Origin of the sequence: Flavobacterium sp. P21 (assembly GCF_050632225.1) — a bacterium.
Classification (GTDB): Bacteria; Bacteroidota; Bacteroidia; order Flavobacteriales; family Flavobacteriaceae; genus Flavobacterium.
Genome location: NZ_CP192585.1, coordinates 5124130 through 5142273 on the forward strand (window position 1 = coordinate 5124130; position 18144 = coordinate 5142273).

General features: G+C 30.2%; 21 protein-coding genes and 1 pseudogene. 1 reads left to right on the plus strand and 21 read right to left on the minus strand.

Annotated elements, in window-relative coordinates:
• Positions 1-38 precede the first annotated feature (38 nt).
• Positions 39-1175, plus strand: coding sequence for a DUF4105 domain-containing protein (locus ACQ9BO_RS25765; RefSeq protein ID WP_431243014.1), 1137 nt, complete (start codon positions 39-41; stop codon positions 1173-1175).
• Between the two features lie 3 nt (positions 1176-1178).
• Here the strand turns inward: ACQ9BO_RS25765 and ACQ9BO_RS25770 are convergent, their stop codons facing one another.
• From ACQ9BO_RS25770 to ACQ9BO_RS25870, 21 genes and pseudogenes are all read right to left on the minus strand, one after another.
• Positions 1179-2567 carry an exopolysaccharide biosynthesis polyprenyl glycosylphosphotransferase gene (locus tag ACQ9BO_RS25770; protein WP_431243015.1) on the minus strand — a complete coding sequence of 463 codons (1389 nt, stop codon included), beginning with the start codon at positions 2565-2567 and terminating at the stop codon, positions 1179-1181.
• Between the two features lie 66 nt (positions 2568-2633).
• Positions 2634-2933 (minus strand): hypothetical protein, encoded by a 300-nt coding sequence (locus tag ACQ9BO_RS25775; protein ID WP_431243016.1) that lies wholly within the window; start codon positions 2931-2933, stop codon positions 2634-2636.
• A 73-nt stretch (positions 2934-3006) separates the two neighbouring features.
• Positions 3007-3201, minus strand: a complete 195-nt coding sequence (locus ACQ9BO_RS25780; protein WP_431243017.1) for a hypothetical protein — start codon at positions 3199-3201, stop codon at positions 3007-3009.
• 77 nt (positions 3202-3278) lie between these two features.
• On the minus strand, positions 3279-3977 hold the full coding sequence (locus ACQ9BO_RS25785) for a hypothetical protein (RefSeq protein WP_431243018.1): 699 nt from the start codon (positions 3975-3977) through the stop codon (positions 3279-3281).
• On the minus strand, positions 3978-4916 hold the full coding sequence (locus tag ACQ9BO_RS25790; protein WP_431243019.1) for a glycosyltransferase family 4 protein: 939 nt from the start codon (positions 4914-4916) through the stop codon (positions 3978-3980).
• Entirely contained in the window at positions 4909-5052 is a 144-nt protein-coding gene (locus ACQ9BO_RS25795) for a hypothetical protein (protein ID WP_431243020.1), read from the minus strand. Before ACQ9BO_RS25795 ends, ACQ9BO_RS25790 begins: the two co-directional genes overlap by 8 nt.
• A 3-nt stretch (positions 5053-5055) precedes the next feature.
• Positions 5056-6168, minus strand: coding sequence for a glycosyltransferase family 4 protein (locus ACQ9BO_RS25800; protein WP_431243021.1), 1113 nt, complete (start codon positions 6166-6168; stop codon positions 5056-5058).
• Positions 6165-6734: a glycosyltransferase gene (locus ACQ9BO_RS25805; RefSeq protein ID WP_431243022.1), complete on the minus strand. Its 570-nt coding sequence runs from the start codon at positions 6732-6734 to the stop codon at positions 6165-6167. The genes ACQ9BO_RS25800 and ACQ9BO_RS25805 overlap by 4 nt, the downstream gene beginning before the upstream one ends.
• A 14-nt stretch (positions 6735-6748) precedes the next feature.
• Positions 6749-7264 carry a glycosyltransferase family 4 protein gene (locus ACQ9BO_RS25810; protein ID WP_431243023.1) on the minus strand — a complete coding sequence of 172 codons (516 nt, stop codon included), beginning with the start codon at positions 7262-7264 and terminating at the stop codon, positions 6749-6751.
• A gap of 60 nt (positions 7265-7324) precedes the next feature.
• Positions 7325-8131: a class I SAM-dependent methyltransferase gene (locus ACQ9BO_RS25815; RefSeq protein WP_431243024.1), complete on the minus strand. Its 807-nt coding sequence runs from the start codon at positions 8129-8131 to the stop codon at positions 7325-7327.
• Positions 8128-9129: a glycosyltransferase family 2 protein gene (locus tag ACQ9BO_RS25820; RefSeq protein ID WP_431243025.1), complete on the minus strand. Its 1002-nt coding sequence runs from the start codon at positions 9127-9129 to the stop codon at positions 8128-8130. The genes ACQ9BO_RS25815 and ACQ9BO_RS25820 overlap by 4 nt, the downstream gene beginning before the upstream one ends.
• 245 nt (positions 9130-9374) lie before the next feature.
• Positions 9375-10064 (minus strand): glycosyltransferase family 2 protein, encoded by a 690-nt coding sequence (locus tag ACQ9BO_RS25825; RefSeq protein ID WP_431243026.1) that lies wholly within the window; start codon positions 10062-10064, stop codon positions 9375-9377.
• A 41-nt stretch (positions 10065-10105) separates the two neighbouring features.
• A complete protein-coding gene (locus ACQ9BO_RS25830) occupies positions 10106-10669 on the minus strand; it encodes a hypothetical protein (RefSeq protein ID WP_431243027.1) in 564 nt (187 codons plus the stop codon).
• A gap of 11 nt (positions 10670-10680) precedes the next feature.
• Positions 10681-11655, minus strand: a complete 975-nt coding sequence (locus ACQ9BO_RS25835) for a glycosyltransferase family 4 protein (RefSeq protein ID WP_431243028.1) — start codon at positions 11653-11655, stop codon at positions 10681-10683.
• Positions 11652-11825 carry a hypothetical protein gene (locus ACQ9BO_RS25840; protein ID WP_431243029.1) on the minus strand — a complete coding sequence of 58 codons (174 nt, stop codon included), beginning with the start codon at positions 11823-11825 and terminating at the stop codon, positions 11652-11654. Before ACQ9BO_RS25840 ends, ACQ9BO_RS25835 begins: the two co-directional genes overlap by 4 nt.
• 99 nt (positions 11826-11924) lie before the next feature.
• The gene (locus tag ACQ9BO_RS25845; protein WP_431243030.1) at positions 11925-12659 is read right to left on the minus strand and encodes a hypothetical protein; all 735 of its coding nucleotides are present in this window, start codon (positions 12657-12659) and stop codon (positions 11925-11927) included.
• Between the two features lie 73 nt (positions 12660-12732).
• Complete coding sequence (locus ACQ9BO_RS25850; RefSeq protein ID WP_431243031.1) at positions 12733-13608, minus strand: hypothetical protein; 876 nt, start codon at positions 13606-13608, stop codon at positions 12733-12735.
• Positions 13608-15041: an MBOAT family O-acyltransferase gene (locus tag ACQ9BO_RS25855; protein ID WP_431243032.1), complete on the minus strand. Its 1434-nt coding sequence runs from the start codon at positions 15039-15041 to the stop codon at positions 13608-13610. Before ACQ9BO_RS25855 ends, ACQ9BO_RS25850 begins: the two co-directional genes overlap by 1 nt.
• Before the next feature lie 73 nt (positions 15042-15114).
• On the minus strand, positions 15115-15969 hold the full coding sequence (locus ACQ9BO_RS25860) for a hypothetical protein (protein ID WP_431243033.1): 855 nt from the start codon (positions 15967-15969) through the stop codon (positions 15115-15117).
• 64 nt (positions 15970-16033) lie between these two features.
• A pseudogene (locus ACQ9BO_RS25865) lies at positions 16034-17484 on the minus strand (MBOAT family O-acyltransferase).
• Between the two features lie 128 nt (positions 17485-17612).
• Positions 17613-17813: a hypothetical protein gene (locus ACQ9BO_RS25870; protein WP_431243034.1), complete on the minus strand. Its 201-nt coding sequence runs from the start codon at positions 17811-17813 to the stop codon at positions 17613-17615.
• Positions 17814-18144 lie beyond the last annotated feature (331 nt).

Genomic DNA, 18144 nt, shown 5'->3' on the forward strand with positions numbered 1-18144 from the left:
TTTTACAACTCAATAAAACTTCTTAAAAATTTTAAATTATGAAAAATGTCCTTTTCAAAAAAACACTTTTTTGTTTACTATTCTTAATGAGTTTCATTGGCTACAGCCAAAATTTGCCTTTATCAAAAGATGCTAAAATAAGCGTTCTTACCTGCGGACTTGGAAACGAAACTTACTCTTATTTTGGCCATACTGCCATTCGTGTTGCTGATCCTGTAAACAATATTGACTACGTTTATAATTACGGCGCATTTGATTTCAGAACACCGAATTTTGTTGCCAAATTTGCAAAAGGAGATCTTCAATATTTTGTGATTGTGCATCCATTTATTGATTTTATGAATGAATACAATTATGAGAAACGAAGCGTTTTTGAACAAGAATTACTAATCTCACAAGACTTAAAACAAAAGCTGTTTGATAATTTGAATGCTACTTTGCTTTCTGAAGATCGTTATTATACTTATAAATTTATTGATAAAAACTGTACTTCTATGGTGGTCGATATTATCAATAAAAGTTTAAACGGAAATATAATCACTAAAAAAGGAGATACTGACAAAACATATCGTTCGATATTATTCCCGTATTTTGACGGACATTTTTATGACAAACTAGGAACCAGCATTATTTTCGGCACCAAAGTAGATCAATTAGGTACCAAAATATTTTTGCCTTTTGAATTGAAAAACAGTTTAGCAAAAACTACTTTTCAAAATCACCCTTTAACAAAAGAAAGTCAAACCCTTTTGAGTTTTGAGAAAGAAACGCCTTCATCATGGTGGAATAATGTTTATACGTATCTTTTTATACTTGGCTTTATAGTTTTGGCAAAAAACAAAGTAGTCGATAAAATCTATCTTTTGATTTTGTCGTTAATGGGAGTATTTTTTGTGGCAGTAGGGTTTTATTCTTTTCACCACGAATTAGCGATGAATTACAATGTGCTTTTGTTTAATCCGCTATTGTTGATTTTACTTGTTTTTTCAATTCTAAAAAACAAAAGATGGACGTATCGATTTGCTGTTTTACATCTGCTTTTTTTATTGGCCTATACTTTATTCCTAATCAACAAAGCGCACTTTTTTATTGTCTTACCAATGATTATTACCAGCGGATTTGTCTTAGTAAGAGTAGCGATCAGAAACAAAAAACGTATCCCGATTATTATCTAAGATTTATTGTCCGCGATAAAACAAAACTGTTGTTATGGTTTTGAATGTAATACTTAAATCAAGAAAAACGCTTCGGTGCTTGATATAGTACAAATCATATTGAAGTTTTACCAAACTCTCATTAATAGATTCTCCATAAGAATAATTTACCTGAGCCCAACCGGTTAATCCAGGTTTGATTACGTGTCTTGTTTCATAAAAAGGCATTATTTTAGCAATTTCTGTAACAAAATAAGGACGTTCAGGGCGGGGTCCAATTACGCCCATATCACCTATCAAAACATTGAAAAACTGTGGAAGTTCATCTAATCTGGATTTGCGCATAAATCGTCCAAATGGCGTAACTCTTCGATCATTTGATTGCGCAAAAGGACCGTTCACATCCGTATTTTCAATCATGCTTCTAAACTTATATATTTTAAAGATAACGCCGTTTTTACCCACACGCTCTTGTGTGTAAAATAAGTCGCCTTTATTTGCAATAAGATTACCAATAAAAATAAAAGGAATAAAAACAACGCATAATAAGAGACCAACAAAAGAAAGAACAAACTCCATCAATCGGATTAAAACCAAATATAATTTGTTGCTATTACTTCGACTGAACGGGAAAAAGCGATAAAAATCACGCTCGATATAATGTACCGGAATACGCCGCGTTTTGTTCTCATAAACTTGTGTATACTCTTTTATAATATTTCCAGATTCTAATAAATGAAGTAATTGTTGATAAAGATCTGCGGTGATTCCGTCAGTTTTTTGAGCGACGATAACTATTTCAGAAACATTGTTTTTCTGTACAAAATCCTCTAAGTCTAGTTTTTTAATTTCTTTGACGTAATTAAAATTGCTATCTTCATTAGATTCAGAGTCAGAATTCACAAAACCAATTATATTATAATGCGGATCAACATTTTCAAGATCTGACACCAATCCTTCGACTTGATCTTTGTCGCATACTAAAACAACATTTTGGGAGAAACGATGCGAGGCTAAAAAAATAGCATAAAAAAATCGCCATAGTAATAATGCGCCAAGCACTGCAAAATAAAAAACCAGAATTACCAAACGTTTCTTTGGGAGTTCTGGTGATAAAATAGGTGTAAATAAATACACAACAACAGAAGCGGAAACAGTTAGAACAACACTTCGAATTATTTGAAATTGATTACTTGAAACTTGGAGATTATACATTTCAAAGATTACTCCGAAAATAAAAATATAAGCAATGAGGATAATTGGTCTATAAAAATAATTCCAATCTAAAATATAATAGCGATTATCAAACAAAAAATGCAATACATACAAGCCTGTTAAAATAAAAGCGAGCATCAAAAAAGCGCAATAATATTTTCCGTTCCGAAATCTCGAAATGCATTTTTTTTGTGCCATAATAAGTTGTAAGTTTTAAAGTTGGGGACTTTTTCTTCAACGCAAATGTATTATAAAAATTATAATTTAACCCTCTGATTTTTCAGCTTTTTCAGGGAAAGTAATACGCACAGAAAGTAATGACAAGGCATAAATAAATGCAGGCGCCGCAATACGCATTGCCGCATGATTTATGGTTAATAACCAAAAGAGGTAAAAAGGCAAACAATAAAGATGTTGCCTGTTATTTATAAAAAGAATTAGTGGCGTTGCAAATAATATTAAAAGTCCAAAAACACCAAACAAACCGTGTTCTGCTAGCATTCTTGTTATTTCATTGTGAGAGGCGATTTCAGTTCCAGTTTCTTTTCGTATTTCTTTCCCCATTCCAGCCCCTATACCTAATATCGGATTATCTAAAAAAGTTTTATTTCGGAATCCATGATTTCCTCACGACCGCTTAATCTACTTTTTTATCTCTTCCTAAAGCATCTTTGTTTGCATAACGTTTCTCTATAAGTCCACTGGTTTGAATAGAACTATAGGTCCAAATTCCAATTCCCATTAATATGCTTAAAATAGCCACCAGCACAAATTTCTTTTTCCCTTTTGCATTCGAAAATTGATACACCAAAAACAAAAGGCAAATAATCATTACAATTCCTGTTATAACCCCTCCTCTGGAAAAAGTTACGACTCCTCTATAACTTACAAATAATAAAAGACTAGCGTTTAAAACAATTTCTTTAATCGATTTTGAAAACAATACGAGTTGGGTAAAAAAATAAAAATTCCTAAACCTAAAATTGTTGAAACCTGATTAGGCCCAAACCCGCCGGAAGTTTCAAAATTGGAGTCTGTCCCTGTTACTACATCTTTCACACTAGGATTATACAGAAATAGATAAACTGTCATACTTAAAATTGGCAACCCTATTATAGAAAGAATCTTCTGAAGAATAGAGAACTGTATGCGTCTTCCAAAAGTATATATCGAACAAATACCTAAACAAACTGGACCAGAAAGATTAAAAAACAATAATTTCTTGACATCAATATTAACATCATCAACAGTTGATGTTACAAGAATACAAGGAACAAGCAAAATCAGAAAAAACCAATAGATAAATGATACGGATGAAAAACTGCTATAGACCATTCCTAAAAGCATAAAAAAAATGAGATTAAATTTTACATACTCATTATTAAAATTTCCTCCTGTCATTCGCAAAAAAACTTCTACTCCTATCAGATATGCGCAAACTAAAAGAACCTCATTATTTCGATTTCTAGTTTTTGCTATTAAATAAAACCCAAATGCTGGAATTGCAAAAGCGTACACTTTAGATAACACTGGTAAAGTAAAAACTGCAAATGCAATTAATACATGAATCAATATTAAATATGGGTATGAAAGTTTAAAGTTTTTCATTTAATAATTAAATTGATAAATAGAAACTATTTTATCTATCACAATATCCTCCGAATAATTTTCCTCTACAAATCTTTTCAGACTTTCACTCATTTGCTTTCTATATATAGTATTCCCAATCATTTTGCTTAATTTCTCAGCCACTTCTTTTGTTAAAAACGGATCAAATAACAATCCTGTTTCTTCATTTTTTATAATTGAAGAGCAATAACCTACATTTGTTGAAACCACTGGCAATGACTGAAGAGCATACTCTAATAATGTTACAGGAAACCCCTCATCAGTTGACGCCAATACTCCAATATCAGCTTGTGACAAAATGTTTCCTATATCATTTTTCTCGCCATATAAAAATATATGATGCTCTAGAGAATTTGATGTTATAAAATCTTTTAAAACATTTGAATAGTCATCACAATAATCTTTACCTATCAAATGAAGACTCCAACCTAAATCATTCAAATTTAAATCTAGAAACGTTTTCAAAATCAAAATATGATTTTTAGGTCTCTTAAGATTCGCTAAAAAGACAATCCTTTTGCCTTCAATACCATTTAATATTGTAACAGGATTAGAAATATTATTTATGGTCGCAAAATTAGGAATAAAAATTATTTGCGGACATCTCATATATTTTTGACTCCATTCTTTTAGTTGTAGATTAACTACTAAAATCGAAGAAAAGAATACTGATAAAAATATCAAAATTCGATTTTCTTTATACGATTGATTAATTCTATTTCCATAATGGTCGTGCCAAACGATTCTTATTTTAGGCAAAATTAATTTTACCAGAACTGCTATAAAAAATGAAGAACTGTGTGCGTGTAAAATCTCTATTTTATTTTTAGTAATATATTTTCTTAATCGAAAAATTGCACCAAAATCAATCTGTCTTTTTTTTGTAAAAAAAGATATTCGACGCCTGAATCTAGTCACGCTTCAAAGCTCCTTCTCTCCTTGTAGTTACTAACCCTGAAAACTCAATTTTTCTTGCCAAAGCATTAGCATAATTTACTGCCATACGTTCAGCTCCACCAGCTTCTAGGGAATCTATAATTTGTACAATTCTCATTGTTTACAGTAAATTTTTAATCTCTTTCTCAAAAAAATCTGTTGTATAGAGGTGCGACCAATTTTGTGCTAATTTACTTTTCATCACAAAAACATCATGATTATCAAGTACTTCAAGAATGTGAGCAAAATCTTTTTCTAAATTCTTCTCCAACAAAATACCCCTATTTCCATAGTCAAGCATAAATGGAATACAGGAAACCTCTGTCGCAATAGGTACGCATCCCCAAAACATACCTTCAGCGATTGCTTTTGGCCAACCTTCACTTTTTGATGGCAATATCACAAAATGACTTTTCTGATAGGCTTTTTTAATTGTTTCTCTATCTTGATTTCCTTGTAAAACAATAAAGTCTCCTAATTTATTTTCTTTGATGTATAAATCTAGATTATCTTTTTCCATACCATTCCCATACAAATTCAAGTGTGCTTTTTTTCCGCTTTCAATTAGCTTTTGAACTAATTTGATTGCGTAAAGAGGATTTTTACCGACAACTAAACTTCCAACGAAAATAAATTCTATTATTTCATTTGATTTATTCTCTGAAAAAACTTCTTTTTCTATTTCAGAATAAGTTGCCGTAAAAAATGGCTTTATGTTTTTAGACTGATGTTTCCAATCTCCATAAACCAAAACTTGCATATTTCGAGTTAAAAAAGTATTACTAAGAATCCATTTTTGCAAACAATAGGATACAGGTTGTTTGCTTTCTGGATCCCAATTTCCGGCATATTTTGCAGTTTTTTGTTTACTAGGAAATAGTAACTGAATAAAACATCCTATCAGACCTACGTTTCCTGGACAACGTAAATGAATATGATCTGCTTCTTTCATTGCCCAAAAGATATTCCAAAAAATTACTGGCGACTTAAATATGGAACAAAAAGTATTACTTAAATTTGTAAAATTAAAATTTGGTATGCTTCTAAAATCAACATCTGAAAATTCATAAGAAGTATGAATTTTGCCGAGTATATTTTCCTCTAATGGGGCTACTATAATTATATTGTCTATATACTTTAACCATATATTCATTTCACGAATATATGGTGCATAACCATAATACTTGTTTTTTTCCTTGATATGAATTACATGCGTAATAATGGCTAATTTCATTGCAACAAGACATTAGAAATACTATTACAATAATTGACCATCCCAAATTTATCTAAGAAAGTTTTTCTGGCATTTTCACTAATATTTCCTTGTTTTGAAAAATTATTTTCAACTCGATTAAATAGTGCAATCATCGATTCTAAATTTGGATCAAATTTAAAACAATCACTACCATCTTTTAAATAATTTGCTAATCCCGTAGCATTAGAAATCAATAATGGCGTGCAATTCATTAGGGCTTCTAATCCAACTGTAGGCAAATTATCAATCTTTGAAGGTATTATAGTAAAATGGCTTTTTGATAAGTAATCATCAACTTTATCATAAGAAAGTCCACCAAAAAATACTATAGAGCTTTCATTAATAATGATTCTTTTTATTTCCTTACTCAAACTCCCCGTACCAGCAATATTCAAAACTATATTTGAAAATTTATTTTTTAATCTGTATTTTTTAAAAGCGTCTATTAATTCTAATACTCCCTTTGAAGGATCAAGTCTTCCTAAATATGAGATTACAATCTTATTTTCAATTTGAACATTTCTATTTTGAAACCTATCTTTCATAGGATTTAGAAAAACTATACCTTTTTTAAGTTAAAATTAATCCTTAAATCTTCTTTTGCTAAATCCGATGGACAAATAATCGCATCGCAGAAAAACCTATAAAATATACTTTTCCTGTAGCGTAGCAATGTACTTTTCAGACGTGACCCTCTCCAATCTGCACTAATTTGACCCGTCAAGGTATGATAATAGTTAAATGTCTTTGTGTTATTAAACGATAGTAATTTAGATAATGAAATGGCAATGTTAGCCCCCACAAAATGACCAAGTACAACATCTGGTTTATACTTAAAATAAAGTCTGCAATACCAAAAAACATCCTTCAATGAAGTAGGTCTATTTTCAGTAGGCCATGAGCATATAATTATTTCTCCTTTTTGTTTTTTTATTGTTTGAATTTCGTTAAAGTAAGGTTTGTGTGAAATGAAAACAACTCTATTCCCTTTATCTGCCAAATGGTTCGCTAAATTGCAACTCATTGCGGCAAAAGAATTTTCATCATAATTATGTGCAATTAAAATTGTCTTCATTGTATGACATTTTATTTATTTTGTATTGCTCCAGCTATTTTTTTCTAATAGGTTGTTTTATTATTTCTTTTTCATTAGCATTGTTACATGCATACAACGAAATAAAACAACATCTGATATTTTTGAGCCATCCCAGTCATCTTTATGCCACTGCCGTCCAATTTCATTTTTCTTTTCGCTTGAAATTGGCAGTATATTTGCAAGTGCAACCCACTTTGATTTACCAAGCAAACCTCTTCTTTCAACAATATTAAAAGATTTTTGAAACAAATAGAATGTTTTTTTTGTAAATGGCCATTCCCATGCCGCGTCAGACTGAAAAGGCCTATACAAAGTCCTTAAAACTTTGACAGGAAAACTCGTTTCAAGAGGATCATAACTAATAATTTCACCATCTTTCGCTAATTTTTCATTTAATTTATCGATCAAGATTGATGTATTTTCAAAATGATGCAATACACCATAAGCGTAAATCAAATCAAAATCTTTTGCTGTAAATTCATCCGAGAGAAAATCAATTGCTTGTGCTTCTGCATTTGGAAAATATCTGATTCTTTCACTCAATTTCGAAATTGCAACGTCACTTAAATCGATTCCAAGGTATTCCTTTGCATTTTCTGCTAAATACATTGACCAATAATTTCCTGAAAAACAACCTAAGTCTAATACTTTTTTAGAAGATAAATCCCCAAACCATTCTTTATGCAAAACATAAGCTTGATCTTGAACACCAATATTTTTTTTAATTCGGTTTAAAAGTCCATTTCTAATTTTTGACCAGACACTAGTAGCAAAATTTTTCTTTTTATGATTATAAAATTCCTTTTGCTTTATGTTAGTTTCTAAAATTGCGTGTTTTGTTTTCATTTTTCTATTTTTGGTTTACTAAATAATAAACTCCACCAGCCTATTGTTCTTCCCATTGTTTCAGTAAAAGCTTCTTTTTTGTTATTGCCAGTAAATGTATTGGTAAATCTGATTAATGTCAACAAAATAGTAATTGTATTCCATTTAAATCGATCCTCGAATTTTGGATTAGGGTTTTTAATTCTCCAAACGTACCAGCCATTTCTAACAACCATTTTCCCATACTTGTATTGATTGGGACGCCCTGAAGAGGCATGAAAATGGGATAATTTTGTCGCTGTATTCAAATATAAATTTCCAATTTTTGAAACTCTTATTGTAAAATCTGCGTCTTCATAAAGGCCGTATCCTTCAAAATAAGTAGAAAAATAAAGTTTGTCAAAAACGGTTTTTCGAAAAGATGATACCCCTCCCATCAATTGTTCCACTTTGTAAATTTTGTTGCTTGGTGGTAAAAAACCAACACTACGTCCATGAGAAAAATTCGGTGAAAAACCTGGTAAACAATCGCTATCTAGGTTAAGTTTTTTTCGAAGAACGAAACGACTTCCATCTAAACGCTTCCACCCATCAAAGTAGAATTCAAAAGTTTTTGGAATGTAGCTATCAGGCGTTTTTTCCCACTTTACTTCATTAAAAATATAACCTCCAACTCCAAGAGCATCAGGAAATATGTTATACGTTTCTATTATTTTCTGAAAATAGTCTGTTTCTAAAACAGTATCATCATCTAAAAAGCAAATAATTTCACTTTCGTCATTAACTTTTTTAATTCCAAAATTCCTCTGCCGTGTAAGTCCTCTATTTTCATTATCAACTAAAAAATATTTTAAATTTTCGAATTGACCTTTTTGTAAAACTGTTTCCGTTTTATTGTTCAAAGACCCGTCTACAATTAAAATCTCGTCAGGATAAGCGCTTTGTAATTGAACCGATTGTAATAGTTTTAGCAATGGCTCAGGGCGCATATAAGTACAAATGATTAGGGAAAATTTCATATGTTATTTGTGTCTAATTCCTAAATCGTTTAATTTTTTAGCATAAAAAAGTGATTTTTTAAACTGAAGATTTTTATACGGAATTCGTAAAAAACGATATATAAAACCTTTTTTTGATCCTTTAAAAAGATAGAGAAAGAAATGTTTGTATTTATACTCAAGAACTTGCTGTTCTGTAAAATGCTTCACAAACCCATACATTACAGTTGGACTAGGCACTGGCCTAATATTTTTTACTGGAGTATCTAATTCCCACGGTTGTGTTTTTCTTTTTTCCCTATAACACGAGCTTGCTTTCCCCAAAATCGATACCCTCCAACTGGTGGCTTTAAATGCAGATTTGCAGAAAAAGGATTGTGCAAAACAATTTGCCCTAATTTAAAAAGTGATAATCCAAAATCGCCGTCTTCTCCATAGCCTCCATCAAAATTAATATCATTCCCTACCAATTTCCTAACATATTCATTTTTAACACAAGAATTTGCATTGCTAAAAGTAAGACTAGCTCCCACTTTCCATCTTTCTTTTTCAATTTTATTCAATTTTTCTTGCAAATTTCTCAAATCTTGTTGTTGATTATCTGCTCTGATATCTAAACCGTTGCAAGCACCTACTTGATAAGTCTGCAATATTTTTATATGATTTTCTATAAAATCTGGAAGTACACGAACATCATCATCTCCAAAAACAATATACTCTCCCTTGCATAATTCAATTGCTTCATTACGAGCTCGACAGCTTCCTTTGGTTTCTTGCCATTTGACTATTAATTCAAAAGGAAAATCTTGTGTTAGATACAATTCCTCATCTCTTGCATTTTCTGGAGTTGCATCGACAATAACAACCTGAGACAGTGGATAAGTTTGAACTGCTAAATCTTGCAACAAACGCAAAGTAAAATCCTGACGCATCATTGTGGGGATAATATAACTCACCGTCGGTTTTCCTTCTATTGGTAATAATTCACGAGGCGCTATTACAGGTTTTTTCGGCGATTTCTTGAAATTTTTTTTGCATAAAAAAAGGCGTTCCACTCATTCCATTTCCAAAACCCTTCTCTATATAACATAAAAATAGAGTGATCTATTTTGAAGTTTTTTCTAAAGAAAACATATCTGTCTTTCACTGAAATTTTAACTTCTTCATTCAAATTTTGTTCAAAAAGCCCTTTTACATATAATGGAATTGCCGCAGAATTACGCAACGCATTGTATCCAAAATCTAGTGCCTGTAATTGAACATTTTGATATTCGACATCAAAACCATTTAGTTGATTCCAAACCGATTTACGAACAGCAAATTGATTTGGATTGATTCTCCAACTTACACATTCATCGAGATTATCAAAATCATTAATAAACATAAAAAAAACAGCTGTTTGATAAACAAGCTCTGGAAAGGCATTTTTATATCCTTGCTCAAACGAACTATGCCAAATATCCCCTCCTCCACTTGCTAAAATTTCAAGTTTAGCAAAATCTGGCTGACCAATATAAAGTATACTTTCTCCTGTAATTGTTTTGAATTCCTTTAACTGCATTTTTATCTAAATTATACTTTTATCTTTTTATAAAACTCAATATTTTTTTTGGCCAAAACTCCCATATCAAAAGATTCTTCAACCTTTTTTCGAGCCTGTTTTCCTACTTTCACACATAAATTTTCATCTTCTAAAAAATCAATTATTCGTTTTGCATATAAAACATGATCTTTAGGATTTACTAAAAAACCACTTTTGCCATCATCGATCATTTCATTCGCCCAACCAATATTTGAAGCAACAATAGGTTTCTCTAATGCCATTGCTTCAAGCCAAGAAACAGGAAAAGCCTCAGCAAAAGAAGGGAAAACACATACTTTTGACTGCTGAATTTTTTGTTTTATTTCTTCATAAGGTACGCTTCCTAGGTATTGCACATTTTTTAATGCTTTTTCTGAAAAAAGCTTTTGCATCATTCCCCAAGTTGAATCATTTCCCGAAATAATATCTGGAACATCTTTACCAATTAAAATTAATTTAGCATTTAGATTTTTCTCTAAAACCTTATTAAAAATTAAGGGCAATTCTAAAAGTCCTTTTTTCCTTATTAAACTTCCAAAATATAGTATGGTTTGATCTGTATAATTATTTTCATTGTCATTTTGAAACAATTTCGAATTAATAGGATTCGGAATAATTACGAATTTCTTATTTAAACCAAAAACTGAATTAGTTTTATCTGCTACAAACTTACTTACAGCCAATAATGCATCAGCATTTTTTAAAGCTCTTTCTTCATGAAATTTATTTTTCCATTTTATAGGGCGATCATCTAAATGACAAAAATAAACATCAGAACCATGCAATCGTATTATTATTGGGCATTTATTTGGCTTGATGAACGACGTTATCCCTGTCCAATCCGGCGCTTCAACTAAATCAATTTCTCTATTCGAATATAACTCATTTATAATCCTTTCTAGTTTTTTTCTAGTAAACCACCACGATAATCCTTTAACTTTAACATTCTTAATCTGTTGAATCAAAACACCATTATCATCAAAGCAAGCATCTTTTTTTGTGCATAAACAAGAATTCGCACTGAAACACCTTGTGCCAAAAGCCCTATTGCTAAATTTTTGATACTTGTTCCAATTCCTCCTGAATTGCCAGTTTTAGCATGTGGATATTCTGGTGTTAAAAAAGCTATAGTCATGTATTTATTTCTTAAATAAATCTTTTAAGATTATTGCTGTAAATTTCTTTGCGCCCAACTCGTTCATGTGCCCGCAAGAATAAAAATATTTATCCTCTTTTACAGCACTTTCACAATTATGAATTTCTGGATACATTTTTTTACCTTTTCAAAGTAATTAATGCCTTTTGAATTTTCACACATCGGCGTCATTATCGCAACAAGATTTATGTGGTTTTGTTTACACAATTCTTTTATTTCTTCATAATAAATGTTTCGGCTTGGGTACCAACTCGAAAGATTGCTTTTTAATTTCTCTCCGCTTCCCATTAAAGGATAAAAACCACCTTGATCTACTACATTACTTTTTTTGTTGAGAGCAGTAAAAAACATTTCTCTAAATCCAATTTTAGATTCATATTTCACATATCTATAAAAAGGTATATAATATTCGCATTTATATCCTGGCAAATCTTTGAAATGATTTTGAATACTTTCAGAATCATATAAATAAGGCATAAACCATAAGATATTTGATGTGGAATATTTATTGAGGTCTGACCTTATATTTAAATCTACTTCAACAATAACATTTTTTATTACAATCTTTTTTTCAAGTAATAATTTGAGCACCAAATCTGATTCAAATAATCTTGATCCTTGCATTCCAAAATTAAATGCTTTAAGACCTTTAGCTATAAACATTTCTGACACAAAATGATTATCGGCTCTTGACGAACCTAATATTACAACATCAATTTTTTTGGGAACCGAAGTGTATGCATAACTTACTTTTTGTCTAGCATTCGATTGCAAATAAACAGTTGTATATAAAAAATCTAATGAAACTGCCACTATTATGCAAATCAGAATAATTTTGGATATAAAAAATAAGAAATTCTTCATAAGTCAAATTTACTTGAAACCATTAAAAAAAATCGCTTAAAATTCTTGCCGTAAAAAGCTTTGCTCCTTCGTCTGTCATATGTCCGCATGATGAAAAATATTTATTTTCCATAACTACATTTTCATAGTTGTAAATTTCCGGATATGCCTTTTTTACTTTTTCAAAATAATTCATTCCGACTACATTTTCACACATAGGAGTCATTACCGCAATAAAATTAATATTATTCGCTTTGCAAATATTCTTTATCTCTTCATAATATTTATTATGCGGAAGCGGATTTAAATTGACAATATTATTCTTCATATTGCCATTTTTATGTTTTTGCAAAGGGTAATATCCTAAATTATCTAAAGTGTTAGTAGTTTCCTTTGTAGCGATTTTATATATTTCTCTGAATCCGATTTTTGAATCATACTTTATATATCTATAAAATGGGATATAGTATAATTCATTAAAATTTTCATGCGATTCAAATTGCTTTTTTATAATTTCGGAGTTGTGAATGTAAGGCAAAAATTTGGCTGATACTCCTTCCGATTCTTTATCATTGGAAAGATTTAGATCAGCCTCCAAAATTATGTTTTTAATCTCATATTTTCTTTCAATCATTAATTTCAGCATAAGAGATGCCTCATATAAATGTCCGCCACTCATTCCATAATTAAAAGTTTTTAATCCCTTATCTTCAAACATTTGTGACACAAAATGATTGTTTGCTCTAGACGAACCTAAAATCACAACATCATAATTTGTAGCATTTGAATTAAATACATTTTCTATTTTACCTCTAGTTTTAGATTGGAAAAAAACATAAGTATAAAATCCGTCTAACATTATGGCAATCAAAAATGCAATTGTCACAATTTTTGTGACGTATATAATAAACTTCTTCATTAAAACTGAAAATATATAAATTCTTTATAATCAGAATAAGTACCTAAAGCCATAATTGCCGCAATTGCCAAACTTACTTTCAACAAACTTCTTTTTCCTGAAAGAGGTTCAATATTATTACGATTGTTCCACTCTACTAAAACAAATAAAAAAATCATTATAAGTATTTCGTAATTATTTCTGTCATTTACTAAAAACTGAGTTTTAAATTCGTGATTCGTAAAAATCCTTTTTAAATACGAAACAGCATCAGTAATTGTTTTTGCTCTAAAAAATACCCAAGCAATACAAGTCAATCCAAACGTATATAAAATGCTAAGCACAACTTTAAAAGAATCATAATTAAATTTAACATGAATCTCATCCAGATTGTTGCGATTACTATTAGACAAAAGAAGAGGCAAAAAGTAAACTGCATTTATTAGTCCCCAAATTACATAGGTCCAATTTGCTCCATGCCAAAAACCGCTGACTAGGAAAATGATAAATGTATTTCTGATTTTCATCCATAGTCCTCCTTTACTTCCACCCAAAGGAATGTATAAATAATCACGAAACCAAGATGAAAGCGAAATATGCCAGCGACGCCAAAATTCAGCTATGTCTCGTGAAAAGTAAGGATAATTAAAGTTTTGCAATAAATCTAAACCAAACAACTTTGAAACTCCTAATGCTATATCAGTGTATCCAGAAAAATCTCCATAGATTTGAAATGCAAAATAAATGGCCCCTAAAATCAATGAAAATGAATTCATTGAAGTGTAATTATCAAAAATAGCATTTGCATACGTTGCACAAGTGTCGGCAATAACTATTTTTTTGACTAACCCCCAAATAATTTGACAAATCCCCTCTTTTGCAGTTTGGAAATTAAATTCTCGTTTTACTTTTACTTGAGGCAATAAATGTGTTGCTCTTTCAATAGGACCGGCAACTAATAATGGAAAATAACTCACGAAAAGCGAATAATCGACAAAATTATATTCGGCTTTGATTCTTTTGTAATAGATATCGATAACATAAGAAAGTCCATGAAAAGTATAAAATGAAATTCCAACTGGAAGTATTACTTTTAGTAAAATAGGACTTGCCTTAAATCCAACGCTATTAAAAAGATCCGCGAAAGAAGTGGCGAAAAAATTATAATACTTAAAAATTCCTAAAAATCCGAGATTAACAATTATACTTAACCAAAACCAAAATTTACGATTGTTTTCAGATTTTCCTTTTTCAATTTGAATTCCAGTATAATAATCTAAAAATGTTGAAAAAACCAGCAAAAACAAAAATCTCCAATCCCAACAAGAATAAAAGTAGTAACTGGCAATTATTAGTAAAGCATTTTGCGAGCTTTTAGTTTTATTGAAAATAAACCAATACAAGAAAAAAACGATTGGCAAAAAAATTACGAATGCTAATGAGTTAAAAAACATAGTATATTGTAGAAGGGTATTTTTAAATATCTTTTAAATTATTTAGGATCAAATATCCTATTTTTAAATAGTATTATAGTATGGGTTTCAAATAAATGTTTGTAAAATATTTGATTCCTTTGGTATTCAGATGATGATGGTCAGAATAATAACCTGGTATTAAAACCGCTTCAGAAAAATCGTAAAAATTTATCTTGTGCTTTTTCATCATTCTTTTTGCAAAATCACTGGCTTGGTTATGTCCTGGCCATTTCCCAAATAAGGCAGGAGGAATCGTCAAGACAACTTTTGAATTATTTCTTTCTGCGAGTTTGATAATCTTCTCAACTTGATAACAAGACTTCTTAAATCTTTCAACGTTAATATTTTTTTGCCATGATAAAAGATTCCCATCAACTTTTGCTCTATCAATCTTTGTCAAAGAATCAATTTTTCCAATTTTATGATCTGGCATCAAATCTATCCATTTTGACCTGAGTTTGCTTTGAGAATATTCGATGATTCTTTGACTCTTGTTTTCAGAATCAAACATTAAATACTGATAAAGAAAATTCAAATCAAAAACTTCTAAATTAAAAGTATTTGACGCAATTGGCGACTCTTCTGACGTTAACATTGGAGGTGTTAAAACCAAAGCAATAGTGTTAACTTTATTGCCTTTTGAATAAAAATATTGAAGATAAAATAATTGTTCATTTATACCACAAATACCTGAGCCTTGACCAATATTGATTATTTTTTTATTTAGTATTTTTTCAACAACTTCATGATTTCCCCATCTAGAAAAAGTGCGGGCGTGTGAAATCCCCATGAACATTAAATCATATTTATGATATGATTTTATTATTAAAGTATTACTCTCTGTCTGAGAATTTTTAAAATTTCTATCATTTACATATTTCGATGTCAATAAGAGAGCAAGAGTCAATATTCCAAAAAACAAAGACAGACACATAAAGTCTTAAATACAATTTTCTTTATCATAATAAAATCTAGAAAGCAAAATAAATAAATTCTGTCTTAGCCGTTACTCCCCATATCATTATTGACATGAAAATAAAAAAATACAAAGCCATTTTGAGATACGCGGGTAGTGCCCCTTTAATTTCTAACGCATGGTTTTTTGATCTTCCTACCCATTCTGTTACTATAAACAACAATAATAAAATTAACAACACTTTTACTGACATTTCATTAGAATCGAATTTCGGAATCGTAAACAGACTTTTTGAAAAAATTTGCTTAATATAACAAAAAGCGCTGTTTAAGTCTTTGGCCCTAAAAAATATCCACCCAAAACATGTTAAAGCAAATGTTAGTATCATTTGTCCAAATTCTTTCAAGCTTGGTAAAATTTTACCATCGGCAACACTATTTAGATTATTCCTATTGGTATTGATCAAAATTGATGGCAAAATAAACAAAGCATTAATAAAGCCCCAAACAATAAACGTCCAATTTGCACCATGCCAGAATCCGCTAACTAAGAAAATGATAAAAACATTTCTGACTTTTGTCCAAATACTGCCTTTACTACCGCCTAAAGGAATATAAAGATAATCACGAAACCATGAGGATAAAGATATATGCCAACGTCGCCAAAACTCAGCAATATCTCGCGAAAAATAAGGGTAATTAAAGTTTTTCAAAAGTTCGATTCCAAATAGTCTAGAAACTCCCAAAGCAATATCGGAATATCCACTAAAATCACAATAAATTTGAAAAGCGAAAAAAACGCTTCCTAATACCAAAATACTTCCTGAATATTGTTCGGGGTTATCAAAAACCATATTTACAACAGTTGCGCAATTATCAGCAATTACAACTTTTTTAAATAGCCCCCAAAGAATTTGTCTGAGTCCATCGACCGCCTTTTTATAATCAAATTCTCGTTTTACTTTTACCTGTGGCAATAAATGCGTCGCTCTTTCAATTGGACCAGCAACTAAAAGCGGAAAATAGCTTACAAAAAGTGAATAATCGACAAAATTATATTCAGCTTTTATTCTTTTATAATATATATCAATAACATATGAAAGTCCATGAAAAGTATAAAATGAAATTCCGACCGGCAATATCACTTTTAATAAAATAGGACTCGCTTTGAATCCTACATTATTTAGTAAATCTGCAAAAGAAGTGGCAAAAAAATTATAGTATTTAAAAATCCCTAAAAAACCTAGATTAACTATTATACTCAACCAAAACCAAAATTTACGATTGTTTTCAGATTTTCCTTTTTCAATTTGAATTCCAGTGCAATAATCTAAAAATGTAGAAAAAATCAACAAAAATAAAAATCTCCAATCCCAACAAGAATAGAAATAATAACTAGCGACAATTAGTAAAGCATTTTGCGTTCTCGTAGTCTTATTGAAAACAAACCAATATAAAAAAAAATTATTGGCAAAAAAAAGGCAAAAGCCAAGGAATTAAAAAGCATAATTTGTTTTAAAAAATTTCATTCTATTTTTAATGGACAAAGAAAAGAATTATTATTCATAAATGGTAGTTTTAATTCCTTATCACAAATATTGAAAACTACTGATAGCCAGTTTTTTTAAAAAAATTTTAGTTATCTATATTGTGAATATAAAATGAAGATAAATCTTTATTTATTACTGTACTTTCAGGGCTCAAAACAGTATGAAAATCTGGGACATCATCTGTAACCACTGCGTTGCCTCCAATAGTAACATGATTACCAATTGTTATATTCCCAAAAACACAAGCTCCAGGTCCCATAAAAACATTATTCCCAATTTTTGGCAATCCTTTTTTAACCCAGCATTACTCACCCCTATGGTTATTCCTTGAGAAATATTACAATTATCCCCAATAACAGCGTCTCCATGTATAACTATATTTCCAAAATGCCCTATATAAAAACCTCTTCCTATTTGAGTTCTATAAGAAATATCGAATCCATATTTGAATTTTAAGCGACGTAACCAAAGAAAGAAAAAATAAAATAAGAAGCGATTTTTTCTCCTATAATGTTGGGTTAATCTGAATATAGTTAAAAATTTAAGACCTGGATTGGGCATCAAAACAAAAGTTTTAATTAAAACAAAAAATCCAATAGAATGAATATCGCATCGTT